The sequence below is a fragment of the Aliiroseovarius sp. S1123 genome (assembly GCF_023015885.1).
GTDB lineage: Bacteria > Pseudomonadota > Alphaproteobacteria > Rhodobacterales > Rhodobacteraceae > Aliiroseovarius.
The window spans coordinates 342,196-364,570 of record NZ_JALKBE010000002.1 but is presented as its reverse complement, the minus strand read 5'-3'; the positions used below and the strand labels follow the sequence as shown (position 1 = coordinate 364,570).

General features: G+C 60.2%; 21 protein-coding genes and 1 pseudogene. 10 read left to right on the top strand and 12 right to left on the bottom strand.

Going from position 1 to position 22,375, the window contains the following annotated elements:
* Positions 1-155: 155 nt before the first annotated feature.
* The gene (locus tag MWU53_RS05245; protein WP_247091164.1) at positions 156-1,043 is read left to right on the top strand and encodes a LysR family transcriptional regulator; all 888 of its coding nucleotides are present in this window, start codon (positions 156-158) and stop codon (positions 1,041-1,043) included.
* On the opposite strand, the gene MWU53_RS05240 is transcribed toward MWU53_RS05245, so the two are convergent.
* Genes MWU53_RS05240 through edd form a run of 3 tightly spaced genes read right to left on the bottom strand, consistent with a single transcriptional unit; the run spans position 1,040 to position 4,258 of the window.
* A complete protein-coding gene (locus MWU53_RS05240; protein WP_247091162.1) occupies positions 1,040-1,771 on the bottom strand; it encodes a class I SAM-dependent methyltransferase in 732 nt (243 codons plus the stop codon). The two genes, MWU53_RS05245 and MWU53_RS05240, sit on opposite strands and share 4 nt — an antisense overlap.
* 30 nt (positions 1,772-1,801) lie before the next feature.
* Positions 1,802-2,443 carry a bifunctional 4-hydroxy-2-oxoglutarate aldolase/2-dehydro-3-deoxy-phosphogluconate aldolase gene (gene eda / locus MWU53_RS05235; RefSeq protein WP_247091160.1) on the bottom strand — a complete coding sequence of 214 codons (642 nt, stop codon included), beginning with the start codon at positions 2,441-2,443 and terminating at the stop codon, positions 1,802-1,804.
* 12 nt (positions 2,444-2,455) lie between these two features.
* Positions 2,456-4,258 (bottom strand): phosphogluconate dehydratase, encoded by a 1,803-nt coding sequence (gene edd / locus MWU53_RS05230; RefSeq protein ID WP_247091158.1) that lies wholly within the window; start codon positions 4,256-4,258, stop codon positions 2,456-2,458.
* Between the two features lie 210 nt (positions 4,259-4,468).
* Here edd and MWU53_RS05225 point away from each other — a divergent pair, with 210 nt between their 5' ends.
* Positions 4,469-5,674, top strand: coding sequence for a class I SAM-dependent rRNA methyltransferase (locus tag MWU53_RS05225; RefSeq protein WP_247091156.1), 1,206 nt, complete (start codon positions 4,469-4,471; stop codon positions 5,672-5,674).
* Positions 5,671-6,219 (top strand): PIN domain-containing protein, encoded by a 549-nt coding sequence (locus MWU53_RS05220; protein WP_247091154.1) that lies wholly within the window; start codon positions 5,671-5,673, stop codon positions 6,217-6,219. Before MWU53_RS05225 ends, MWU53_RS05220 begins: the two co-directional genes overlap by 4 nt.
* A 46-nt stretch (positions 6,220-6,265) precedes the next feature.
* On the opposite strand, the gene MWU53_RS05215 is transcribed toward MWU53_RS05220, so the two are convergent.
* From MWU53_RS05215 to MWU53_RS05205, 3 genes are read right to left on the bottom strand one after another with little or no spacing between them, the layout of a single operon-like run.
* Positions 6,266-6,946, bottom strand: a complete 681-nt coding sequence (locus MWU53_RS05215; protein ID WP_247091151.1) for a M48 family metallopeptidase — start codon at positions 6,944-6,946, stop codon at positions 6,266-6,268.
* A 39-nt stretch (positions 6,947-6,985) separates the two neighbouring features.
* The gene (locus MWU53_RS05210) at positions 6,986-7,627 is read right to left on the bottom strand and encodes a DedA family protein (RefSeq protein WP_247091149.1); all 642 of its coding nucleotides are present in this window, start codon (positions 7,625-7,627) and stop codon (positions 6,986-6,988) included.
* Complete coding sequence (locus MWU53_RS05205; protein ID WP_247091147.1) at positions 7,624-7,992, bottom strand: hypothetical protein; 369 nt, start codon at positions 7,990-7,992, stop codon at positions 7,624-7,626. The genes MWU53_RS05210 and MWU53_RS05205 overlap by 4 nt, the downstream gene beginning before the upstream one ends.
* Before the next feature lie 137 nt (positions 7,993-8,129).
* Here MWU53_RS05205 and MWU53_RS05200 point away from each other — a divergent pair, with 137 nt between their 5' ends.
* Positions 8,130-8,450 carry a DUF3817 domain-containing protein gene (locus MWU53_RS05200; protein WP_247091145.1) on the top strand — a complete coding sequence of 107 codons (321 nt, stop codon included), beginning with the start codon at positions 8,130-8,132 and terminating at the stop codon, positions 8,448-8,450.
* On the opposite strand, the gene MWU53_RS05195 is transcribed toward MWU53_RS05200, so the two are convergent.
* The 3 genes from MWU53_RS05195 to MWU53_RS05185 are packed head-to-tail and all read right to left on the bottom strand — an operon-like array spanning position 8,447 to position 11,270.
* Entirely contained in the window at positions 8,447-9,631 is a 1,185-nt protein-coding gene (locus MWU53_RS05195) for a VWA domain-containing protein (protein ID WP_247091143.1), read from the bottom strand. The two genes, MWU53_RS05200 and MWU53_RS05195, sit on opposite strands and share 4 nt — an antisense overlap.
* 9 nt (positions 9,632-9,640) lie before the next feature.
* On the bottom strand, positions 9,641-9,802 hold the full coding sequence (locus MWU53_RS05190) for a hypothetical protein (RefSeq protein ID WP_247091141.1): 162 nt from the start codon (positions 9,800-9,802) through the stop codon (positions 9,641-9,643).
* A 52-nt stretch (positions 9,803-9,854) separates the two neighbouring features.
* Complete coding sequence (locus MWU53_RS05185) at positions 9,855-11,270, bottom strand: DUF2927 domain-containing protein (protein WP_247091139.1); 1,416 nt, start codon at positions 11,268-11,270, stop codon at positions 9,855-9,857.
* 588 nt (positions 11,271-11,858) lie between these two features.
* Between MWU53_RS05185 and MWU53_RS05180 the strand changes: the two genes are divergently transcribed.
* Positions 11,859-12,059 (top strand): DUF1059 domain-containing protein, encoded by a 201-nt coding sequence (locus tag MWU53_RS05180; RefSeq protein ID WP_247091137.1) that lies wholly within the window; start codon positions 11,859-11,861, stop codon positions 12,057-12,059.
* An 80-nt stretch (positions 12,060-12,139) separates the two neighbouring features.
* Here the strand turns inward: MWU53_RS05180 and MWU53_RS05175 are convergent, their stop codons facing one another.
* Positions 12,140-12,988, bottom strand: a complete 849-nt coding sequence (locus tag MWU53_RS05175; protein WP_247091135.1) for a MoxR family ATPase — start codon at positions 12,986-12,988, stop codon at positions 12,140-12,142.
* Positions 12,989-13,311: 323 nt separating this feature from the next.
* Between MWU53_RS05175 and dksA the strand changes: the two genes are divergently transcribed.
* Positions 13,312-13,734 carry an RNA polymerase-binding protein DksA gene (gene dksA, locus MWU53_RS05170; RefSeq protein ID WP_247091133.1) on the top strand — a complete coding sequence of 141 codons (423 nt, stop codon included), beginning with the start codon at positions 13,312-13,314 and terminating at the stop codon, positions 13,732-13,734.
* 163 nt (positions 13,735-13,897) lie between these two features.
* Positions 13,898-15,064 (top strand): FAD-dependent monooxygenase, encoded by a 1,167-nt coding sequence (locus MWU53_RS05165; protein ID WP_247091131.1) that lies wholly within the window; start codon positions 13,898-13,900, stop codon positions 15,062-15,064.
* On the opposite strand, the gene MWU53_RS05160 is transcribed toward MWU53_RS05165, so the two are convergent.
* Entirely contained in the window at positions 15,061-15,873 is an 813-nt protein-coding gene (locus tag MWU53_RS05160) for an isocitrate lyase/phosphoenolpyruvate mutase family protein (protein ID WP_247091128.1), read from the bottom strand. The two genes, MWU53_RS05165 and MWU53_RS05160, sit on opposite strands and share 4 nt — an antisense overlap.
* A pseudogene (locus MWU53_RS05155) lies at positions 15,870-17,053 on the bottom strand (pyridoxal phosphate-dependent aminotransferase). Before MWU53_RS05155 ends, MWU53_RS05160 begins: the two are co-directional and overlap by 4 nt.
* A 201-nt stretch (positions 17,054-17,254) precedes the next feature.
* Between MWU53_RS05155 and guaB the strand changes: the two are divergent.
* From guaB to MWU53_RS05140, 3 genes are all read left to right on the top strand, one after another.
* On the top strand, positions 17,255-18,703 hold the full coding sequence (guaB, locus tag MWU53_RS05150) for an IMP dehydrogenase (RefSeq protein ID WP_247091126.1): 1,449 nt from the start codon (positions 17,255-17,257) through the stop codon (positions 18,701-18,703).
* A gap of 24 nt (positions 18,704-18,727) precedes the next feature.
* Positions 18,728-19,897: an RsmB/NOP family class I SAM-dependent RNA methyltransferase gene (locus MWU53_RS05145; RefSeq protein WP_247091123.1), complete on the top strand. Its 1,170-nt coding sequence runs from the start codon at positions 18,728-18,730 to the stop codon at positions 19,895-19,897.
* A gap of 90 nt (positions 19,898-19,987) precedes the next feature.
* On the top strand, positions 19,988-22,375 hold the full coding sequence (locus tag MWU53_RS05140; RefSeq protein WP_247091121.1) for an ATP-binding protein: 2,388 nt from the start codon (positions 19,988-19,990) through the stop codon (positions 22,373-22,375).

The following is a 22,375-nucleotide window of genomic DNA, read 5'->3' as shown; positions in this document are numbered from 1 at the left end:
TGGCGCTCCATCCGGGTGGCGGTGCGGAACGTATTTGATAGTATCGAGATCATCTTCTCTCTCCTCTTTATGTGAAGCATGCTTTGAAAATAGGGTTGAATTGCCTTCTGAGGCAAAGCAGTATGATTTTCATTATGTAAGTAGAGGTAACAGTAATGGATTGGAGGTCTCTGCCATCCCTTGCCGTGCTGCGTGCGTTCGAGGCCGCGGCACGGCACCAAAACCTCAGTCAGGCGGCCCGCGAGTTGAACGTGACCCATGCGGCCATCAGTCAACATGTGCGCAAGCTTGAGGAAGAACTAAGAGAGCCGCTGTTGCTGCGACAGGGGCGCGGTATGGCGCTGACGGATGCGGGGCGCTTGTTGGCCGACAGTCTTGGGAATGGATTTGCCACAATCGCTGATGGGGTCGCTCAGGTTCGACAACGCGGACAGGACCGGGCGGTTCAAATCTCGGTCACGCCGGCCTTTGCGTCTCACTGGTTGATGCCGCGGATCGGAGCATTTTGGGCCGATCACCCCGAAGTGACGATCAACATCAATCCCAGCATGGATCTGGTGGATCTGCGCCGGGACGGGGTTGATCTGGCGGTGCGTTATGGGGACGGAAACTGGCCGGAGGTAGAGGCAGAGCTTCTGACTGATGGCGAATTTATCGTTGTTGCCCATCCTGATTTGCTTCGAGGACGGCAGGTGAACTGCCTATCTGATCTGGTGGATCTGCCGTGGGTGATGGAAAGCCACATGATGGAGCGCCGCCGGATTGTCGAGGAGGAGGGGATTGATCTGGATGCGGTCAATCTGACCACCATGCAGACCAGTGGCTTGGTGATGTCTGCGGTTACGGCGGGGCTGGGGGTGTCGGTGCAGCCCAAGTCTTTGATCGAGGCGCAGATCAAGGATGGGTTGGTAGTGCCCCTGCATCGATTCACTCAGTCCGAACTGGGGTATTATATTTTGACCCGTCCCGGAGCTGTGACCCAGAACGCGGCGATATTTCGCAATTGGTTACGTCGGAAAGGTGCTGAAACGACGCAGACTTAACCAGTCGTCACAAGACGATAACCGCAATCGCGCTCGCCCAGTTCCAAAAGCTCTGCGTTCGCACGTTCCCAGGTTCCGTCTGCCAAATCACTGGCCAGTCGCGACAATTCACGCGATACATCCCCGATCGCGTGGAAGGACGACATGGCAGCGCGAATGCGTGGGTCCAGATAGGCCTCGGGACGACGCCAATAGGCAGCCAGAAATCCGTCTGTGCAATCGTGGGGGATAGGCATGTTGCTGATTTCGACGTCACCCAGCCAATCGGTATAGGCCGCGATTGGCGGCATTTGCCCCTCATCTAACGCCGCTAGATCGGGAAAGTAGTTCAGAAGCCAGAAATCGCGGAAAGCAGGATCATAGGTCAGGATGACAAGCGGTCCTTTGGTTACGCGCCGCATCTCGGACAGGCCTTTGGCTTGGTCTGTCCAGTGGTGGATGGTCAGGACCGCCATCGCAGCATCAAAGCTGTTATCCTCAAAGGGCAGGTCTTCGGCCACGCCCTTCACAACGCGGGTGGACGATGGCACGCGTTGCGAGATCATCTTGGCGGATGGTTCGACGGCAGTCAGCAAGCGCCCAACAGGTTCATAAGAGCCAGCGCCAGCGCCTACGTTCAAGATCTTTTGCGCATCACCCAATGCGGCCTCGATCCGTGTGGCGATACGCGGATCGGGTTTGCGCAATTGCGCATAGTCTGTACCAATGCTGTCATATTTTGCGGCCATGACTGTTCATATCAGGCGCTGCGCATGCTGTCAGGCAGGAAGCGCTGCGGCTTCAGCGGCCAAGGCTTCAATGCCAGCCCAGTCGCCCGTTCTGACCAATTCGCCCGGTGCAACCCAAGACCCGCCGACGCAAAGCGTGTTGGGCAGCGACAGATAGTCCATTGCGTTTTTCAGGCTAACCCCGCCGGTCGGGCAGAAACGGATCTGGGGCAGAGGCGAAGCCAGGGATTTCAGGAACGGTGCCCCGCCCGCGGCTTCTGCGGGGAAGAACTTCTGAACGCTGTAGCCGCGTTCCAGCAGACGCATGCTTTCGGACGCCGAGGTTGCGCCGGGCAGAAGCGGCAGGTCGTTGGCCTCGCAGGCATCAAGAAGCCGATCGGTTGCGCCGGGGGACACGCCAAAAGTCGCGCCTGCTTTCTTGGCGTTTTCAACGTCGTCCGAGGTCAGAAGCGTGCCTGCTCCTACCACGCCGCCGTCGATCTGCGCCATCTCGCGGATGACGTCGAGTGCGGCCGGGGTGCGTAGGGTCACTTCCAGCGCAGGAAGACCGCCCTTGACCAAGGCTTGTGCCAGCGGGGCCGCGTGGGCCACGTCTTTTACTACCAGAACCGGCACCACAGGGGCCAAGCGGCAGATCTCTTCAGCGAGGTGGCTTGCCATTTCAGGTGTCATGTCGCGGTCTCCTTAGAAAATCGAGGTTGCGCCTTCGGTCGCCGGACGGGCGGCACGACGGAAGGTTTCAAACAGTTCACGGCCGCATCCATCGGCGTTACCGCTCAGGTCCACCTGCACGGCGGGGCGGTCGGTTGCGCCTTCGGTCAAGACTTCTAGCGTTCCGTTTGTGGCATTCAGTCGGATGATGTCGCCATCCCGAATGCGTGCGATGGGTCCGCCATCGGCCGCTTCGGGGGCCACATGAATGGCGGCAGGCACCTTGCCTGACGCACCGGACATGCGCCCGTCTGTCACAAGCGCCACCTGCTGTCCACGTCCTTGCAGAACGGACAGGATCGGGGTCAGCCCGTGAAGTTCGGGCATCCCGTTGGCGCGCGGGCCTTGGAAGCGCACTACGAAGATGATGTCACCGGTCAGTTCGCCTGCTTTGAAGGCGGTTTTGACGCTTTCCTGATCGTGGAAAATGCGGGCAGGGGCCTCGATCACATGACGTTCAGGGTCCACGGCGGAAATCTTGATCACGCCCTGACCCAGATTGCCGGACAGTTGTTGCAATCCACCGGTTTTCTGGAACGGATCGCAGGCCGGGCGCAGGATCTTGTCGTTCAGGCTATCTCGGGGCGCGGGTTCCCAGCGCACGCGGTCGCCGTCCAGCTTGGCCTCTTGCGCATAGGCGGTCAGGTCGCCCGCGTTGGTGGTTGCGTCGGGGTGCAGCAGGCCTTCTTCCAGAAGGTTGCCGATCATATAGCCCAGACCGCCGGCTGCGTGGAAATGGTTCACGTCGGCCAATCCGTTGGGATAGACCCGGGCCATCAGCGGCACCAAAGCCGAGATGTCGGCGAAATCTTCCAGTGTCAGGATGATGCCAGCGGCGCGCGCCATGGCGGGCAGGTGCAACACGAGGTTCGTCGAGCCGCCTGTCGCCATCAAACCCACAAGCCCATTCACAAAGGCTTTTTCGTCCAGCACATGGCCGACGGGTGTAAATTGTTCGGTACCATGCGCGATCTCAAGCACGCGGCGGGTGCCTTCGGCTGTCAGCGCATCGCGCAATGGTGTGCCGGGCGTGACAAAGGACGCGCCGGGCAGGTGTAGCCCCATGAACTCCATCAACATTTGGTTGGTATTTGCAGTGCCATAGAAGGTGCAAGTGCCTGGTCCGTGATAGGCAGCCATCTCGGACGCCATCAGCTCTTCCCGTGTGGCGTCTCCGGTGGCGAAGCGTTTGCGCGTTTCGGCCTTTTCGTCATTCGTAATGCCCGAGGTCATGGGGCCTGCGGGCAGGAACAGTGTCGGGATGTGGCCAAAGCTGGCGGCAGCGATGATCAGTCCGGGGACGATCTTGTCGCAGACGCCCAGATAGAGGGCCGCGTCAAAGGTGTTGTGGCTCATCGCGATCCCGGCGGCCATGGCAATCACGTCGCGGGAAAAGAGGCTCATTTCCATCCCGGTCTCGCCCTGCGTGACCCCGTCGCACATGGCAGGCACGCCACCCGCAACCTGCGCCGTCGCGCCCTGGTCGCGGGCGATCTGCTTGATCAGGTCGGGATAGGTGGCGAAAGGCGCATGGGCCGACAGCATATCGTTATAGGCCGTGACGATTCCGATATTCGGCGCGCGCTCGGTTGCGAGTTTCGCTTGATCCACTCCAGCGCCAGCATATGCATGCGCTTGGCCCGAACAGCTGAGATGCGCACGCCGCGGGCCGTCCTCGACCGCGTTGGCGATCTTCTTCAGATAGGCATCGCGGCTGTCGCGCGAGCGTTCCGCGATGCGGTCGGTGATGGCTGTAAGGGTCGGATGGGTGGCCATGTTGTGCCTTTCCAGTTGCTTACGGTTGCGCGATGCGATCAGGATAGCCTGTTCGTGCCCCGAATAACAGAAAATGATAGCGCTAACAATAGCTGGTTTTGGCATGTGACCGGATTGTTGGGAAGAAAAGCGAGGGGAAATTGCCTTTCCGTTGTCCCGGCCACGCGGTAGGGAGGTCCAACAAACACACTGAACTTCGCAGGCTGCCCCATGACCAATGACACCGACCGCCCGGTAATTCGCCTAAAGCCCAAGGCCAACGCACGCGCCATCCGGCACGGGGCGCCGTGGGTCTACGATAACGAGCTGGTGACGGATCGGCGCACCAAGAAGATCGAAGCGGGTAGTATTGCGACGCTGGAAGACGCGGGGCGCGAGGTCATTGGCACCGTCGCCGTCACCCCCGGCTCGCGCATTTTTGCGCGGATATTGGATCGAGACCCCGCCGCGCAGATTGATGCGGAGTGGTTCAAAGCAAAGCTGCAAATGGCGCTGGATCATCGCGCGCGGCTGTTCGAGGCCCCGTTCTATCGTCTGATCCATGCCGAGGCGGACGGGCTGCCCGGTGTAATCATTGACCGGTTCGGAGATACAGCCGTGGTCCAGCCCAATGCGGCATGGGCTGAAACGCATCTGGATCAGCTGACCGAGGCCTTGGTGCAGGTCACCGGCGTTACCAACGTCTTGAAAAACGCATCGGGCCGATCGCGGCAGTTGGAAGGCTTGGACGCTGAAAACGCCGTATTGCGCGGCGCAGCGCCAGACGCTCCGGTTCATGTGCCAATGAATGGGGCCACCTATCTGGCGGACCTGACGGGCGGGCAGAAAACCGGCCTGTTCTATGACCAACGACCGAACCACGCCTTTGCGGCGGGGTTGTCGAAGGGCGCGCGGGTATTGGATGTGTTCTCGCATGTGGGTGGGTTTTCTCTGGCCGCACTGGCTGGTGGAGCGTCCTCGGCTGTCGCTGTCGATGGTTCCGCTGCAGCTTTGGCATTGGCCGAAGGCGGCGCAGATGCAATGGGCGCATCCGACCGGTTCGCCACCCGTCAGGGCGACGCGTTTGACGTGCTGACAGCGCTGAACGACGAAGGGGCGCAGTTCGACGTTGTGATCTGCGATCCGCCCGCTTTTGCACCATCCAAGAAAGCGCTGGAACCCGGTCTGCGCGCCTATGAGCGTGTGGCCCGATTGGCGGCGACTTTGGTGGCGCCGGGGGGCTATCTGGGCCTGTGTTCCTGTTCGCACGCTGCGACGATCGACAAGTTCCGCAATGCCTCGATCCGCGGGATTGGGCGGGCAGGGTGCTCCAGCCAGCTAATTCACACGGGCTTTGCCGGGGCTGATCACCCGATGCATCCGCAACTGGCTGAAAGTGGCTATCTCAAAGCGCTCTTCTTCCGGATCGTGCCGTGAAGGTACTGATCGACGCCTGCGTCCTTTACCCGACCGTCATGCGCGAGATGGTGTTGGGCGCGGCGAAGCTGGGGTTGTTTACCCCGCTCTGGTCGCCCCGCATTCTGGAAGAATGGGCGCGTGCGGCAGCGCGACTTGGACCCGAGCAAGAGGCGTTCGCGCGCGGAGAGATCGCCCTGCTGAACGCCAACTGGCCAAAGGCGAATATCCGGCCAAATGACGGCGTCGAAGCGCGTCTATGGCTGCCCGACCAGAACGACATTCATGTTCTTGCGGCAGCGGTTACGGGTGGGGCGGACGTACTGTTGACGCTCAACAACGCCGATTTTCCGCGTCACACTTTGGCGGAAGAAGGGATGCGTCGTGAAAGCCCGGATCTGTTTCTAAGGAGTTTCGTGGACAGCCACCCAAGCGACATGGCGGCACTTGCCCAGCGCGTATTGTCCGAAGCCATCCGTCTGTCGGGCGATGACAGTTGGACGATGCGTAAGCTGATGAAGAAGGCGCGGTTGCCCCGCTTGGGCAAGGCGCTCGAGGCGCTCTAGCCCGTTTTCTTGTAAGAAAACGCTGCGGAGTTTTGCAAAACTCCGATCACACCCATTTCTCTTGGTTTTTCTCGATCGCGGCGATGCGGTCGGCAGTTTTCGGGTGGCTCATCAGCCAGGCCGGCATCACGCCGCCGCGTCCCTTGGTCAGGTCGTCAAGTTTGCCGAACAGACTTTTCTGCCCTTCGGCGCCTATCCCTGACTTGATCAGAAGCGCAGTGGCATAGGCGTCAGCTTCGTATTCGTCGCCGCGGCTCAGGCCGGCCGCGACCAACCGTGTCAGGATGCGCGCGATATAGACGCCAGCGCCGGGCAGGACGCGCGAGATCATCATGGTCAGCACCGTGCGCAGGGCGTTCTGGCCAGAGAAATCGATCATCCGCTTGCGGGCGTGGCCCAAAGCGACGTGACCCAGTTCATGGGCGATCACGCTGGCCAGCTCCTCGCCGGTGACGCGCCCTTTCAGGTATTCGTCGTAGAAGCCGCGCGTGATGAAAATCCGCCCGTCCGGGGCTGCAAGGCCGTTCACCGGCTGAATTTCATAGATGTGCACCGGAATGTCCGCAAGGTCCAAACTGGCCGCCATCTGGTCCGTCAGAGCCTTCAGCTTTGGATCCGCCAGCCGGGTGGATTTCGCGTCCAGCTCACGGTGGGTGCGCCAGACTGAGAACCTGTAAAGGATCAGGCCATATAGGATGGGCAGAAGGATCGGCAGAAGCTTGGTCATGGTCCCTATATGGGGGTAAATCGTCGGCCATGAAAGGGTTTAGGGTGCGGTGTCCGCGACCGTGTCCGCGATGTTCTTGTGCCGCTCATGCGCCCGGATCATGGCTTTGATCCAAAGGAACGCCCCAGCGGCAACCACCAAGGCCGCCAGCAGGCCGGCGATGTTGCCCATCAGGCTGGCAAGGCTTTCGATCCGGGATGCGAACATGAAGCCAAGCCCGACATAGAGCGTGACCCAGATCGTCTCGCCCAGGATGTCCCAGACTGCGAAGCGCAGCCAGCCCAGCCCAGTCGCGCCTGCGGCAAAGTTCACCCACGGACCCAGGGGCGCAACTGCCCATGTAGACAGGAATACACCCAAACCGCCGCGCCGATCCACGAACGCATGCGCCTTGGCCAGCACGGCCTTGCGGGCCGGATTGCGGGCCAGCCGGTCCAATGCAGGCGTCCCTCCAAACCGTCCGATGGCGAAGCCGGTTTGATCCCCGATCACCGCGCCAATGAAGGCCGCCGCGACCACATTGGTCAGTGCCAGATCTCCGGTTGCGGCAAACGCACCGCCCGCGAGCATCATCAGAGAGGTCGGGATGGGCAGGGCAAGGCAAGACAGGAAGGCAGAAGCAAACACCACCCACGGGCCATAGTCGGATAGAAGCGTGAAGACGAGTTCGGTCGAGATCATGGCTGCCCGCCGTCCTTGGTCGCGGTTGTGCGGTGCTCTTCAATCGCGGTTTCGATCCGCAAAATCAGCTCTTCAAGCGAGATGCCCTGCGCCTCGGCAAGGCGTTTCAGGTTGCGCCCCTCGGGGTTTTTATCGCCCATGGCAATGGCGTCGATCATGACCGGGCGCGGAACGTCCCACGAGAAAGCAACGTAGCGAGGTGTCATCCAGCCCGCGATCGGCTGGTCGATGTGAGCCGGATCGTTCCAATACACCCAATTTCCGATCGTACGCACGCCAAAGACGGCGGACGCCGACAATGCGATGACCAATATAACCGTGGCGATGGGGGCCGCGGCCCACATGCGGTGAAGGGATGAGATCACTGGGTTTCTCCTTCCTGTCAGGGTTACACGCGCGTCGTTTGAAGTTCCGTCGCCATCTGTGCGACATTTCGCCGGGTTTCGCCAGAGCCCCTGTCACGTCTATGCCCGCCAGAGCCAAATTTGCAGGGATCACGCATATGACCAAGGCCCGTTCCATCTGGATGTTTCGGAAAATCGCGTCTGTCGAAGGGTGGAGCTTTATTGTGCTGCTGTTTGTGGCCATGCCCTTGAAATACTGGGCTGGCATGACCGAGATCGTCCCCATGGTTGGAATGGCACATGGGTGGCTGTTCGTAGGCTACATGGGCACATTGGTCTTTGCGTCCTCATACGGTGGCCTGACGATGACGCGGGTGAACTGGGCTATTCTGGCCAGTCTTTTGCCCTTTGGAACCTTCGTACATGACCCGTATCTGAAGCGGGACGAAGAGGCCGTGCGCGCGCACGACGCTGTTTAGCGTCCCAGCTCTTTCATGCCGCGTTCGATCCCGTCGATGGTCATTGGGACCATGCGTCCTTCGAAGATCTGATTGATCATCTGAACCGACTGGGTATAGCGCCAGTGATGCTCGGGCAGGGGGTTGATCCACATATTGTCCGGCCATTGCTCGCGCGCGCGTTCTAGCCAGACCTGACCGGTCTCATCATTCCAATGCTCGTTCGCGCCACCGCGATAGGCGATTTCGTAGGGCGACATCGAGGCATCGCCGACGAAGATACATTTGTAGTCCGAGCCATAGGTGCGCAGCACCTCCCACGTTGGGATTTGCTCGGTCCAGCGGCGAGAGTTGTCGCGCCACACACCTTCGTAAAGGCAGTTGTGGAAATAGTAGTATTCCAGATGCTTGAACTCGGATCGTGCGGCGGAAAAAAGCTCTTCCACCACTTTGATATGCGGGTCCATGGATCCGCCAACATCGAGGAACAACAAGACCTTGACGGCGTTCTTTCGTTCGGGTCGGGTCTTTACGTCCAGATAGCCATGCTCGGCCGTGGCGCGGATGGTTCCGTCCAGATCCAGCTCGTCATGCGCCCCGTCGCGCGCCCAGTTGCGCAGGCGCTTCAGGGCGACCTTGATGTTGCGCGTGCCAAGTTCAACGGAATCGTCGAGGTTCTTGAATTCACGCTTGTCCCAGACTTTCACCGCCCGCTGGTGGCGCGAGCGATCTTGACCGATCCGCACGCCTTCCGGGTTATAGCCATAGGCCCCAAAGGGCGAGGTGCCCGCCGTGCCGATCCACTTGTTGCCGCCTTGGTGACGGCCTTCCTGTTCCTTCAGACGCTCTTTCAGCGTCTCCATCAGCTTATCGAACCCACCAAGGGCTTCGATCTCGGCCTTTTCTTCTTCTGTCAGGAACTTCTCGGCCATCTTTTCCAGCCATTCCTGCGGAATATCGACGGCTTCCAGCATCTGGTCGGCGCTGATCGCCTCGAGCCCTTCAAAGCTGGCAGCAAAGGCGCGGTCGAACTTGTCCAGATTGCGCTCGTCCTTCACCATTGCGGTGCGGGCGAGGTAATAGAACCCCTCGACATCATAGGTAACCAGCCCGGCCTTCATCGCCTCCAGAAAAGACAGATATTCGCGCAAGGATACCGGCACATTGGCCGCGCGGAGGTTCTCAAAAAAGGGCAGGAACATGGGCAGTCCTTAGGCGCGGGTGATCATGATGGTCAGGAAGGTCGCGATCAGCGCCAGAACAATGCCATAGACCGCACCATATTGCGCCATGTCCAGCCGGTTACCTCCGCGTTTCTTTGCACGAAGCGCGCCGAGTGCTGCGCCTACTACAAAAGCCACAATTACAATCATCTTCGCATCCCTGGCCTATCGTCCCCGTATCTCAGGGGCCCTGTCATCCTGCCTAACCAGAAGCAATGGCTGCGATTTCCCGAAGCCGTGCCTCCACCTGGGCGTTTGAGCCGAAGCCATACCGTGCCCAGCCCAGACTGTCGAGCCGTAGGCGCGCAGCGTCACTTGTAAGTCCTTTGCGATCCAGCGCCTCGGCCTTGATCATCATCAGCGTCGCCAGAAGTGCGGCGTTCTGGGCCTGCTGAACTGCGGGCAGGTGACGGTTAACAGTTGCGATGGCTTGATCCATATGACCGGCAGACAGCGCATAGGCAGCCATTTGAACGCCGATATGTGCGGCGTGAAGATCAGTGCCCGTGCGGTCGCGATAGATGGCATTGGCTTCCTGGAAGGCTGTAAAGGCGGTTTGGCTGTCGGATTGTATGTGCAACTGGCCCATCGCAAACAGGCTGAAGGCCAGCCGATTGTCCTGCCACCCTCTTTGCCGCGCGATCGAGACGGCGCGCAGCGCCGCTGCCTGACGTTGTGTAATGGCTTTGCCATGTCCCAATGCGTCAGCGATGGCGTTCTTCCATGCTGTGGGCGTGGGGGGCGTGTGGCGTGGGGTGCCCGACCCGCCCGCAGGATTCAAGCGTTTCAACACAGCCGGTAAATGGTTGGCCACCTCGGCCCGCGACATGCCCGAGCGCAGGTCCGGCGCGTAGAAGGCCCGTAAGATCAGCATGTCGAACCCGGTGAGCACCGTGTGGAAGTTGTCGTCATTGAAAACGCTGTTCTCCAGCCGGTACAGATCGTTCACCGGGCCAAGCGCCTGTGCGATCTCTTCATGCAGGCAGTCGCGCATTTCCTGAGGGCTGACATCTGAGGGGATGATCACGGTCATCTGTGTGCGTTGACGCATCCGCGTCCAATCGGTGCGCTCAGAGCCACGATGGCGCAGGTAGTCTGCCCAACCGGCCACGTTGGGGGCAACGAAACAGGCGGCATGGGGCACGTGTTTTTGCAGTTTGTGTTTGGGGATCAGCTCAATGGTAATCCGTCCGCCTGATGTGCCCACCCCACGGTGAATGCTGATCCCTGCCTCTTGCCGTAGACGCCCCAGCAGCTGGTCCAGATCGGCCTGCATCCGGGCCGGAGCCCGCCCGGCGACCGTGACCGAGATCGGGCCTTCGAAGCGCGAGAGGACGGGCAGGGGGCGACCACTTTCCAGCTGAAAGCTCAGGTCCAGAAAGTCGCCCATGATCAGGCTATTGGACCGGATCGGATGCGCCCCCCGTGTTGCGGGAAAGGCCTTCATGGCTGGCAGTTTGGCAGGCAGGCTGGCGCGGCGCGTGGCGACGTCGTCCACGCGTGTGCCGCGTTGGACATGGCTGCCCGGTGTGCTCTCGTGCGTGCTGGACACCGAGGCCATGCAGCCCGCCAGCATGAAGGCGGCGGGGATCAGGAATGAGGGGCGACAAGACCACATGGGAAGCTCCTTCCACAGCTGGCGGAGGATGCGCGCAAAGGCGGACCACCGCGGATGTGATGTGTCAGGAACGGGCTGAGGCGCCCAGATAAATGCAAGCACCCGGACGATCTGGGGTCAGATCGCCGGTTATATCGCGCCACGCAGGCGCGCCCCCTGACGGGCTGGGCCCGTTCGCACAGGGTCTCGTTCGGAGTGGTAAGGGCTGCGCCGGGCGGGGTGGTTTCATGTCCCCCGGGTCCTGCGTGTTTTATGCCATGCAGCCTGCGACCGTCCCACTGGTCACGCAGCACCACATTGGCGCGCCTTGTTACGCTCCGAACGGAAATGCAGGCATCGTCTCCCATAACAATACAAACACACCGTTTTATGCCCCCCCAGGCATCAGCCAAGCATAGGGGTGATTGATCCGCGATCCCAAGCAAAACCCGCGTTTGTGGTGGAATAGGTCAATGGAAAAGCACGTCCTGTCAATATGTTGTGGGGCGAAGCTTCGTCAGCACAAAGTCAATCTGGCCAGGCGGGCCGTGATTGCCGAATCAAAAGCGCGGGTGTCTGTGCTATACTGCGCGAGGGGAGGATGGGAACATGACCAACGCTTACGCCTATGCCTGCCGAGACTGTGAGGGGATGGAGGCCTGCCCGGCCAGTGTCGTCGCCGAAAGCAAACAGGAAGTCTGGCAGTTGATGGAGCTTCACGCCCGGATCGCCCATGACGAGGATCCGGCCGACTGGGATCAGGACACGCGGGACTACTTGGGCACGCTGATTAAACAGGTGACTGTATAGCAATCATTTCCGAAGCCGATAGGGCGACAGGCGTCCTCTGATTTGAAGAACGCAACTGAGACCGCGTCGAAAAACGCCCGTTATTGCCGTTGGCCGCGCGCCATAAAGGCCAAGCGTTCGAATAGGTGTACATCCTGTTCGTTCTTCAACAATGCCCCATGCAGCGTGGGCAGGGCACTTGCGCCGTCACGCTTCAGTTCGGCCGGGTCGATATCCTCGGCCAGAAGCAGTTTCAGCCAGTCCAGAACCTCCGAGGTCGACGGCTTCTTCTTCAGCCCAGGCTGCTCGCGGATTTCATAGAACTGCGTCAGCGCTTCGGTCAGCAGACGCGCCTTGATGCCGGGGTGGTGCACCTCGACGATGCGCGACATGGTTTCGGCATCCGGGAAGCGGATATAGTGGAAGAAACAGCGACGCAGGAAGGCGTCGGGCAGCTCTTTTTCGTTGTTCGATGTAATGATGATGATCGGACGGTGGCGGGCCTTGATGGTCTCACCGGTCTCGTAGACGTGGAACTCCATCTTATCCAGCTCTTGCAGCAGATCGTTCGGAAACTCGATATCCGCCTTGTCGATTTCGTCGATCAGCAGGACGACACGCTCGTCGGCCTCGAACGCTTCCCAAAGCTTGCCGCGCTTGATGTAGTTCTTGACGTCATGCACGCGCTCGTCGCCCAGCTGGCTGTCACGCAGACGGCTAACGGCGTCGTATTCGTAAAGACCCTGCTGCGCTTTGGTGGTGGATTTGATATTCCACTCGATCATACGCGCACCCAAAGCGCTGGCGACCTGAAGCGCAAGCTCGGTCTTGCCGGTGCCGGGTTCACCTTTTACCAGAAGCGGACGTTCCAAAGTGACCGCCGCGTTCACGGCGATCTTCAGGTCATCTGTGGCCACATAGCTGTCGGTTCCGTCAAAGCGATTGGTCATGCCCATTCCTTACATCCGGTGCGTACGATGTGTGACGAGGTAAACGCCGACGTGCGTTTTTGCAAGGCCAAGGCGCTTTGACGCTACGACGCCAAATTGAATCTCTTATTTGCGTATTCCTTGGCCATTCTGCCTGCATACTGAACAAGAGATGTCATGCGCTATCAGTAGCTTAGTTGAAAGTGCCGAATTGCTTTCAGTGGTTAAGTTTTTCAGGCGTGACATTCCATGTTATCGGGTGTACCTCAGCGCCAGAAGAAACCGGGCGCATACTGGCGAAAAGGTTCTCCAGGAACCGCGATCCGGTAGAAGAGGGAGTTGGTATGAAAGCCGAGGCATTCCTGTCCGACGATTATCGGCCAGCAGAAGACGAACCGTTTATGAATGACAGGCAGCTGGAGTACTTCCGGCGCAAACTTGAAGCTTGGAAGGCCGAGCTTCTGGATGAAAGCCGTCACACCATTGAAGGCCTGCAAGACGGCACGCGCAACATTCCTGACATCGCGGATCGCGCCTCGGAAGAGACGGATCGCGCGTTGGAATTGCGCACCCGCGACCGCGCACGCAAACTGGTTTCCAAGATCGATCAGGCGCTGCGCCGGATCGACGACGGTGAATACGGCTATTGCGAAGACACAGGCGAGCCGATCTCGCTGAAGCGTCTGGATGCGCGCCCGATTGCGACGCTGAGCCTTGAGGCACAGGAGCGTCACGAGCGCCGCGAGAAGGTGCACCGCGACGACTGATCCGGGGCCATGTGGCGCGCGTAGGTTGGAGGACGGCGCGATTTGTCACGTACCCTTGGAAAAAGAACCATGTCACAAAGGCGGCGGGCTTACCGTCGCCTTTGTCGTTGAAGGGGGCAGGGCTTCCACAATGACGCAGACGCGCAACAGGGACCAAGAGAGCATGATCAAGGATCAGCAAATCACCGTGTTGGGGGCCGGTATCGGCGGGTTGGCAGCCGCGACAGCCTTGGCCCAGCGCGGTGCGAAAGTGACCGTTCTGGAACAGGCGCCCGCCATCACCGAAGTTGGGGCGGGGTTTCAGATCAGCCCAAATGGCGTTCGGGTGTTGGATGCCTTGGGGGTGGGCAAACAGGCGCGCGCGCAGGCGGTCCGGGGGCAGGGTGTTTGGTTGCGGGATGGTGTCTCGGGGCATGGCGTGCTGGATCTGGATTTTCGCAAGCTGAAACCCGACGACACGTTCTTGCTGTATCACCGCGCGGATCTTCAAAAGCTGCTGTACGAGGCCGCGCTGGATGCGGGCGTTACGGTCACATGTGGACAACGGGTTCAGGCGGTGCAACCGGGGGCGGATGGCACCGAGGTGACGCTGGACGGCCAAGATCCCGTCAATATGGGGTTCGTGGTTGGCGCAGACGGGCTGCATTCCGTGATGCGCGCGGCGCTGAATGGTCCGGCCACGCCGGAATTTACAGGACAAGTGGCGTGGCGCGCGCTGGTGCCTGCCACGGGGCGCGAACAGTCTGAGGCCACCGTGTTCATGGGGCCGGGGCGTCACATGGTGACCTATCCACTGCGTGAAGGCAGCGTCGTCAACATCGTCGCCGTGGAAGAGCGCGACACATGGGCCGCGGAAGGTTGGTTTCACAAGGATGATCCGGCCAATCTGATGGCCGCGTTCCGTGGCTTTTGTGACGACGCAATGGCGCTTCTAGAGCGTGTGGAAGAGGCGCATATCTGGGGGCTGTTCCTGCACCCCGTGGCCGAAAACTGGCATCAAGGTCAGGCGGTTTTGTTGGGCGATGCGGCGCACCCCACCTTGCCCTTCATGGCGCAGGGGGCCGTGATGGCGCTTGAGGACGCATGGGTGCTGGCCGATTGTCTGGATCGGTTCGGGGTCGCGCGCGGGCCAGAGGTCTATCAAGATAAGCGCCGCCCGCGCACGGCCAAAATCGTGGCCGAGGCACACAAGAACGCGCGCAACTATCACTATGCCAATCCGCTGGTGCGTAACGCGGGGCATACGGCGATGCGGCTGGTCGGGCGGTTTGCGCCGCAGGCGTTGATGCGGCGCTATGACTGGATTTATGACTTCGACGTCACGGCTTAAAGCAACGCGTCGATCTTGTCGCCCGAGATGCTCTTGCCCAACAGGCTGAAATCCCCGTCCTCGAACATGCCTTGGGCTGCGTCAAAGATTACCCGATGCGTCGCACGGGCGAGCGCTGATCCCAGTGAGATTCGCGCCACGCCCGCCTTGGAAAAGTCCTCGCGGCTGTGGTGCGTGAACGGGCCAGCCGCCAAAGCGTTCACCGGCAGATCGGTCGACGCGCAAATCGCCGCCTGATCGGCGATCGTGCCGGGTAGGGGGATGTAGAGGCAATCCGCCCCGGCCTCCTCGTATCCTTTCAGGCGCGCCATCGCTTCAGACAGATTATATTGCCCGTTCATCACGCCGTCCGCGCGGGCGACCAGCACGAAGTCACCGGGAAGGGCGCGGGCGGCGGCTGCCGCTGCCCGGATGCGCTCGATGGCCTTGTCACGGGCATAGGGTTTCGCGTCGGGCAATGCCGTGTCCTCGATCGAGATGCCCGCCAGTCCGGCCTCGTACGCCAGCTTTACGGTCTCGGCACAGGTGTCGGGGTCGTCTCCAAAGCCGTTTTCGAAATCGCCAGAGACCGGGACGTTTGCTGCGGCCACCAGATCTTGCGCATGGGCCAAGGCCTCGTCACGGGTCACATGGCCCATATCCGGACGGCCCAGCGTAAAGGCATGCGCGGCGGAAGACGTTGCGATGGCTTCCGCCCCCAGGGCTGCGAGCATCTTGGCGCTGCCGATGTCCCAGGCGTTGGCCAGAATGAACGGGTTGCCCTTCTGGTGCAGGGCGCGGAAGGCAGTGCCGCGATTGGTGTCTGTCATTGGGTGTCTCCTACAGTCAGAGTATTCGCGAATTCGATCAGTTCTTCGACTGCGTCCAGAAACCGGGCGTCGTCGATGGTCATGGCAATACGGACATGGCCTGCAGCGGCGTGTCCGAAGCTTTCGCCGGGCATAACGGCGATATGTTCTTCATCCAGCAGGCGCAGGGCAAATTCCTCGCCGGACAGGCCGGTGGCGCGGATGTCTGCCATCAAATACATGGCCCCGTCCGAGGGGATCAGGCGCGCAGTCTCTTGGCCCGAGAATAGCGGCGTGGCCGCGTCACGGCGGCGACGGAACGGGGCGGCGATCTTTGCCTCGAAACCCGGCCCTTGGCGCAGGGAAAAAGCGCTGCATCCTGAATGAACCCAGCCACGCTGTAATTGGTGTTGATGGCCAGCGTCGCAAGTTGGGCGATGGCGTCTTCGGGACCGATGATCCAGCCAAGTCGGCTACCGGTCATGGCATGGCTTTTCGACATCGACCCCACGACCAAGGTGCGCTCGGCCATGCCGGGCAGGGCGCGTGGGGATAGGTGGGCACTGTGCCAGACTTGACTGTCATAGACTTCGTCCGAGATCAGCCACAGATCCTTGTCGCGACAGATTTCGGCCAACCCATGCAGCGTGTCGTCGGTGTAGATCACGCCAGTCGGGTTGTTGGGCGTATTGATCAGCAGGCTTTTCGCCCCTCTTGCGGCGCGACGCACCGCGCCCAGATCAGGTTGGAACCCGTCACGAGACCGCGCGGGGACGGCCACTGCCTTGGCGCCAACGGACCGGATCGAGCCGGGATAGGTGGCGTAATGGGGGTCGATGAAGAGCGCCGTGTCTCCATCGTCACAGGCGGCCATATGGGCGGCAAAGAGTGCTGCTTGACCTCCGGGCGTGATCAACACGTTTCGGCGCGTGGTCGGCACATGGGTCTGCTCTTCCACGCGCTTCGCCACCGCATCGCGCAACGCGGGCGTGCCGGGAATGTCAGCATATCCGGTGTGTCCGCTGACGGCTGCCTTATGCATAGCGTCCAAGATCGCCGGATCTGTGCGAATGTCATGTTCGCCGATGGTCAGCTCGGTCACGTCGACACCCGCCGCCTTCATCGCGCGGGCCTTGTAAAAGACACCCCAGCCATCGTCCCCTCCGTCCAGAATGCCCTGAATGCGCGTCGAGAGTTCCATCACAGCCTCGCAGCGTTCACATTTGTTCCACCCCAGAAGCTCACGGGCCAATGGGTTTGTCAAACCCCGGATATCAACGTGGAACGCAGTCCCGAGAGAAAACAAGGCCTTTCGGGGCAGAAATGTCACCTCACCCCTTTCCAAATGCCCCAACCCATGAGATAGGGACGTGCCAAACGAAAACTCCCAAGGAGAACGCTCATGGAGATTCGCGAGGCCCTTACCTTTGATGATGTTCTGCTGGTCCCGGCAGCCAGCAACGTGCTGCCCTCGACCGCGGATACGTCGACCCATGTGACCCGCTCGATCGCGCTGAATATCCCGCTCTTGAGCTCGGCGATGGACACCGTGACCGAGGCCCGCATGGCCATTGCGATGGCGCAGGCTGGCGGCATGGGCGTGATCCACAAGAACCTGGACGCAGAAGAGCAAGCCCGTCAGGTGCGCCGCGTGAAGCGCTTTGAGAGCGGGATTGTCTATAACCCGATTACTCTGACCGCAGATCAGACGCTGGCAGACGCCAAGGCGCTGCAGGAACGCTATCGTGTCACCGGTTTCCCGGTCGTTGGCCCGGAGGGTCGCGTGGTGGGAATCGTGACGAACCGTGACATGCGCTTTGCAAACTCAGATGATACGCCCGTCAGCGTCATGATGACCTCGGATAATCTGGCGATGTTGCAGGAACCCGCCGAGCTGGAAGAGGCGAAAAGCCTGATGAAGGCTCGCCGGATCGAGAAGCTTCTGGTCACGGATGCAAATGGCAAGCTGACCGGGCTTCTGACCCTGAAAGACACCGAACAGGCCGTGTTGAACCCAACCGCCTGTAAGGACGAACTGGGCCGTCTGCGCGTCGCTGCGGCAAGCTCGGTCGGGGATAGCGGATTTGCACGTTCCGAGATGCTGATTGATGCGGGCGTGGACATTGTGGTCGTTGATACGGCGCACGGCCACTCGGCAGGCGTGATCGAGGCGGTAAAGCGCGTGAAGGCGCTGTCCAGCTCGGTTCAGGTGATCGCAGGTAACGTCGCCACCGGTGACGCTACGCGCGCTCTGATCGACGCTGGCGCGGATGCGGTGAAAGTGGGCATTGGCCCCGGTTCGATCTGCACCACGCGGATGGTGGCCGGTGTGGGTGTTCCGCAGCTGACCGCAATTTCTGACTGTGCCGCGGCCGCCGGGGATATCCCGGTGATCGCTGACGGTGGCATCAAGTTCTCGGGCGATTTCGCCAAAGCCATCGCGGCGGGCGCAAGCTGCGCCATGGTTGGCTCGATGATCGCGGGCACCGACGAAAGCCCGGGCGAGGTGATCCTGTATCAGGGGCGTTCGTTCAAAGCCTATCGCGGCATGGGATCGCTTGGCGCGATGGCCCGTGGCTCGGCCGATCGTTACTTCCAGAAGGATGCCGCGTCGGACAAGCTGGTGCCGGAAGGCATCGAAGGTCAGGTGCCTTATAAAGGCCCGGCAGGCACTGTGATCCACCAGCTGGTGGGCGGTTTGCGGGCGGCCATGGGCTATACTGGCTGTGCGACCGTGGACGAGATGCGCAAGAACTGCCAGTTCGTGAAAATCACCGGCGCGGGACTGAAGGAAAGCCATGTGCATGACGTTCAGATCACCCGCGAAAGCCCGAACTATCGGATCGGCTAAGCTGGTGACGTTGGGGTTCCGCCTATGACACCCGGCGCGCGCGTCGCCGCTGCCATCGAGGTGCTGGACAGCTATCTGTCCGGCACGCCCGTCGAGCAAGCCTTGACCGGCTGGGCGCGTGGCCACCGCTTTGCAGGCTCGAAGGACAGGGCCGCCATCCGCGATCACGTGTTTGACGCGGTGCGCCGTTTGGCGTCCTCGCAGGCGCTTGGCGGCGGATCGGATGCGCGCGCGGTCATGATCGGGCTTCTGCGAGGGCAAGGTGCGGATCTGGCCGAGTTGTTCAACGGGGAAGGCCACGCACCCGCTGTGTTGAGTGACGCTGAAGCGGCTGTCTCGGCAGAGATGACCCGCGCGCAGGCTTTGGACTGCCCGGACTGGCTGCTGCCCGAGTTTGATCGTAGCCTAGGCGCAGATGCCGACGACGTGCTGAAAAGTTTACGCAGCCGGGCTCCTGTGTTCGTTCGGGCCAATCTGGCGAAATGCGACCGGGACAGGGCAGCGGCGATCCTTGCGGAAGAAGGGATTGAAACCCAGCCGTCCGCATTGGCCCTTACGGCGCTGGAGATCGTCAAAAACCCTCGTAAAATCAAAAGCTCACGCGCCTTTCTTGAGGGCTATGTCGAGCTTCAGGATGCCGCATCACAAGCGGTGATCGAAGCCTTGAATATCCAGCCCGGAATGCGCGTGTTGGACTATTGCGCAGGGGGCGGCGGCAAGGCACTTGCCCTTGCCGCGCTAGGGGCGGATGTCACCGCACATGACCTGTCTTGGGAGCGGATGAAAGATATCCCCGCACGTGCAGAACGAGCCGGCGTCTCGATCAAACGTGCCCGTCACAGCGATTTGAAGGCGCTGGAGCGCTTCGATCTGGTGCTGGCAGACGCCCCGTGTTCAGGCAGTGGGTCGTGGCGACGTGCGCCGCATGGGAAGTGGCTTTTGACGCCTGAAAAGTTGACCAGCATCCAGTCTGCGCAGCGGGATATTCTGCGCGCGATGCCGTCCTATCTGACGCCGGATGGACAGATGGCCTATGCAACTTGCTCGGTCCTGAAAAGCGAAAATCAGGATCAGCTACAGGCGTTTCTAAATGATTGTGATACCTTCCAAATCACGGCTGAGCGCCAATTTACTCCGCTGGACGGGGGCGACGGATTTTATGTGTCACAACTTAAGCACAATTCTGGCGAATAAATAACAATCATAGGTAGCATACCTTCCTTCATTAATCGGACATTAACCCTCTTCTTTCAGAAAAGAGGACAATTCTGAGAAGGAACCATCGTGCACTCATTAGCATTTACGTCGCATCCGTTTGCTCTTGTTGCGTTGCGACTTGCCCCCAAAACCTTGCTGTTGATGGTGATCGGTGCCGTGTTTCTAGGGGCATCTTTGTGGGTTACATCTCCTCAGGTCAAGCTTGGTCTGACTTTGACCGGGATGGCCTTCATCAGCTTGGCTGCGGTTATCAGAGGACTCGCCCTATCGCAGAAATTACGCCGGCAACGTTTGGCGTCTGCTTTGTCAGGCCTGTTCGAAAACGACAAAACTGCGGCTTTCCTGACAGATGATGATGGCACAGTGATCTATCGCAACGCAGCAGCGCGGGAATTGGTCGCGGGTGAATCCGACACCGCTTTGTCGATGCAGCTTGCGGATTTCTATGCCGCTCCGGCCTCGGTGCTCTATGGGTTGCAGGGCCGCGCGCAAGCGCTGGGTAAAGCAACGGAAGAGGTCAACACGGCGCGTGGGCGAATTCGCATCGAGATCCACCTTGTTGAAGAAAATGGGTTCCTTTGGCGGTTGGTGCAGTACTCTTCACGGGATGCAAGAGCGCGTGCCGGCGAGCACATCGGTCTTCCGATGATGACCGCCTCGAAAACTGGAACCATCACGTTCATGAACGATGCTGCACGAAACCTGTTGGGGGGGCGTGAAACCACACTGGATCGAATTTTCACCGAGTTTCCCATTCAGCCCGGCACGATCATGCAGGTGTCTGGCCGCGACGGGCCGGTTCCGGCCTTGGTGTGCGAGCTTCCCACGACTGCAGGACGGCGCGAGATCTACCTGCTGCCGCCAAGTTCGGCACCCGAACTGTCGCCCGATGAATGGGCCTTTATCGACGGGCTGCCCGTTCCACTGTTGAAGCTCGATATCGGTGGCCGCATCACCATGGCCAATCGCCGTGCTCGCGATTTGCTGGGGGATAAGGATGCGATCGGGTCCCTGATGGCGGACCAGGTGGAAGGGCTGGGGCGTCCGGTCTCTGAATGGCTGCGCGAGGCCCATGCTGGACGGCATCTTGGCCGCTCTGAAATTGTCCGTGCAACGCGCACAGATGAGGATGTGTTCATCCAGATTTCATTGGCGCAGATCAGCGAAGAAAACAGCACGGCCCTTGTGGCTGTGCTGCAGGATGCGACCGAGCTGAAATCGCTGGAAGCCCAGTTCGTCCAAAGCCAGAAGATGGAGGCGATCGGTCAGCTTGCGGGCGGTGTTGCGCATGATTTTAACAACTTGTTGACTGCGATTTCCGGGCATTGTGATCTTTTGATGATGGGGCGGGACGAGCAGGACCCGGCCTATTCTGACCTGTCTCAGATCATTCAGAACGCCAATCGTGCCGCAGCTCTTGTCCGGCAGCTTCTGGCGTTTTCGCGCAAGCAGACCTTGCGACCTGAGAAGCTTCTGTTAACCGAGTCGCTAGCGGATCTGACGCACCTTCTGAACCGTCTGGTGGGCGAAAAGATTTCGCTCCAACTGGATCATGATGCGGAGCTAATGCCCATTCGTGCAGACCGGAGGCAGCTAGATCAGGTGATCATGAACCTCGTGGTAAACGCCCGCGATGCGATGCAGGACGGGGGGACGATCCGCGTCGAAACCCGCAATGTCTTTTTGGAAACCGCCTTGCAGCGCGATCGTGCAAGTGTTCCCGCGGGGGATTACGTGGCGATCCGCGTGATTGATCAGGGAAGCGGTATTCCTGCCGACAAGATTGGCAAGATTTTCGAGCCGTTTTTCACCACCAAAAAGGCTGGCAAGGGAACCGGGCTTGGGTTGTCCATGGCGTATGGCATCGTGAAGCAGATGGGCGGATATATCTTCGTCGACTCGCTTCCGGGTCAGGGCGCGACCTTCACGCTGTATTTCCCGGTCTGTCGGGAAATTGACTTTCCGGAAGATGCCGTTGAGGCGGATGCGGAAGATCAAGCCCTGAAACTCGACATGCCTGACAGTACTTTGGAACCGTCCCTTGAGACGTCTCTGGTGGCCCACACGTCCGAGCCTGCAGACGCCGAAACCGGTGGTGTAGTCTTGTTGGTGGAAGATGAAGCCCCAGTCCGTGCCTTCGCATCTCGTGCACTTCGCATGCGCGGATTTACCGTTCTGGAAGCGGATTGCGCCAAACAAGCGTTGCAGGTTCTCGAAGATACCGCGCTGCGGGTCGATGTGTTTGTCACGGATGTGATCATGCCCGGGATGGATGGCCCGACATGGGTGGGGATGGCGCTCGAGGACCGTCCAGAGGTGAAAGTGGTCTTCATGTCAGGATATGCCGAGGATTCGGTGTCGGACCATCAGGCCCGCATTCCGAACTCGGTCTTTCTGCCAAAGCCATTCTCGCTGACGGATCTTACTGCGACAGTAAACAATCAGATCCACTAG

What these genes read in the sequence shown, in the direction of transcription:
- MWU53_RS05225 (WP_247091156.1), top strand. Translation starts at nt 4,469, where the DNA reads ATGACCAATGACACCGACCGCCCGGTAATTCGCCTAAAGCCCAAGGCC.
- edd (WP_247091158.1), bottom strand. Translation starts at nt 4,258, where the DNA reads ATGGCCACCCATCCGACCCTTACAGCCATCACCGACCGCATCGCGGAA.
- MWU53_RS05245 (WP_247091164.1), top strand. Translation starts at nt 156, where the DNA reads ATGGATTGGAGGTCTCTGCCATCCCTTGCCGTGCTGCGTGCGTTCGAG.
- guaB (WP_247091126.1), top strand. Translation starts at nt 17,255, where the DNA reads ATGGAGATTCGCGAGGCCCTTACCTTTGATGATGTTCTGCTGGTCCCG.
- eda (WP_247091160.1), bottom strand. Translation starts at nt 2,443, where the DNA reads ATGACACCTGAAATGGCAAGCCACCTCGCTGAAGAGATCTGCCGCTTG.
- MWU53_RS05185 (WP_247091139.1), bottom strand. Translation starts at nt 11,270, where the DNA reads ATGTGGTCTTGTCGCCCCTCATTCCTGATCCCCGCCGCCTTCATGCTG.
- MWU53_RS05200 (WP_247091145.1), top strand. Translation starts at nt 8,130, where the DNA reads ATGACCAAGGCCCGTTCCATCTGGATGTTTCGGAAAATCGCGTCTGTC.
- MWU53_RS05145 (WP_247091123.1), top strand. Translation starts at nt 18,728, where the DNA reads ATGACACCCGGCGCGCGCGTCGCCGCTGCCATCGAGGTGCTGGACAGC.
- MWU53_RS05165 (WP_247091131.1), top strand. Translation starts at nt 13,898, where the DNA reads ATGATCAAGGATCAGCAAATCACCGTGTTGGGGGCCGGTATCGGCGGG.
- MWU53_RS05210 (WP_247091149.1), bottom strand. Translation starts at nt 7,627, where the DNA reads ATGATCTCGACCGAACTCGTCTTCACGCTTCTATCCGACTATGGCCCG.
- MWU53_RS05195 (WP_247091143.1), bottom strand. Translation starts at nt 9,631, where the DNA reads ATGTTCCTGCCCTTTTTTGAGAACCTCCGCGCGGCCAATGTGCCGGTA.
- MWU53_RS05215 (WP_247091151.1), bottom strand. Translation starts at nt 6,946, where the DNA reads ATGACCAAGCTTCTGCCGATCCTTCTGCCCATCCTATATGGCCTGATC.
- MWU53_RS05175 (WP_247091135.1), bottom strand. Translation starts at nt 12,988, where the DNA reads ATGACCAATCGCTTTGACGGAACCGACAGCTATGTGGCCACAGATGAC.
- MWU53_RS05240 (WP_247091162.1), bottom strand. Translation starts at nt 1,771, where the DNA reads ATGGCCGCAAAATATGACAGCATTGGTACAGACTATGCGCAATTGCGC.
- MWU53_RS05180 (WP_247091137.1), top strand. Translation starts at nt 11,859, where the DNA reads ATGACCAACGCTTACGCCTATGCCTGCCGAGACTGTGAGGGGATGGAG.
- dksA (WP_247091133.1), top strand. Translation starts at nt 13,312, where the DNA reads ATGAAAGCCGAGGCATTCCTGTCCGACGATTATCGGCCAGCAGAAGAC.
- MWU53_RS05160 (WP_247091128.1), bottom strand. Translation starts at nt 15,873, where the DNA reads ATGACAGACACCAATCGCGGCACTGCCTTCCGCGCCCTGCACCAGAAG.
- MWU53_RS05190 (WP_247091141.1), bottom strand. Translation starts at nt 9,802, where the DNA reads ATGATTGTAATTGTGGCTTTTGTAGTAGGCGCAGCACTCGGCGCGCTT.